Raw genomic sequence first — 344 nt, 5'->3', positions numbered from 1 at the left:
GCCGACACCCCCGCCGAACCGATAAGCGGGTTGATTTTGTTCTTACTGCACAGGTTCAGCAGCTTCGCCATCAGCACCCCGGCCGCCGTCCCGATACCGAACGCAATCACCCCCAGCAGCAGAATGCCCAGCGTCTGCGGTTGCAGGAACTTGTCCGCCACCAGCTTCGCGCCCACCGACAGCCCGAGGAAAATGGTGACGATATTAATCAGCCCGTTCTGTACCGTGTCGCTCAGACGCTCCACCACGCCGCTTTCACGCATCAGATTGCCAAAGCAGAACATCCCCAGCAGCGGCGCGGCGTCCGGCAGCAGCAGCGCCACCAGTAGTAACAGCACCACCGG

1 protein-coding gene is annotated in these 344 nt (G+C 61.9%); it reads right to left on the bottom strand.

The annotated features are described in order from the left end of the window. On the bottom strand, positions 1–344 hold a 344-nt coding region (locus tag ACLJNW_RS23785), incomplete at both ends, for a sodium ion-translocating decarboxylase subunit beta (protein WP_410961168.1).

Source organism: Salmonella sp. SAL4457, assembly GCF_046548235.1.
GTDB classification, from domain to species: Bacteria; Pseudomonadota; Gammaproteobacteria; order Enterobacterales; family Enterobacteriaceae; genus Salmonella; species Salmonella enterica.
Note: the sequence above shows the minus strand (reverse complement) of the source record. Positions and strands in the feature narration are given on the sequence as shown.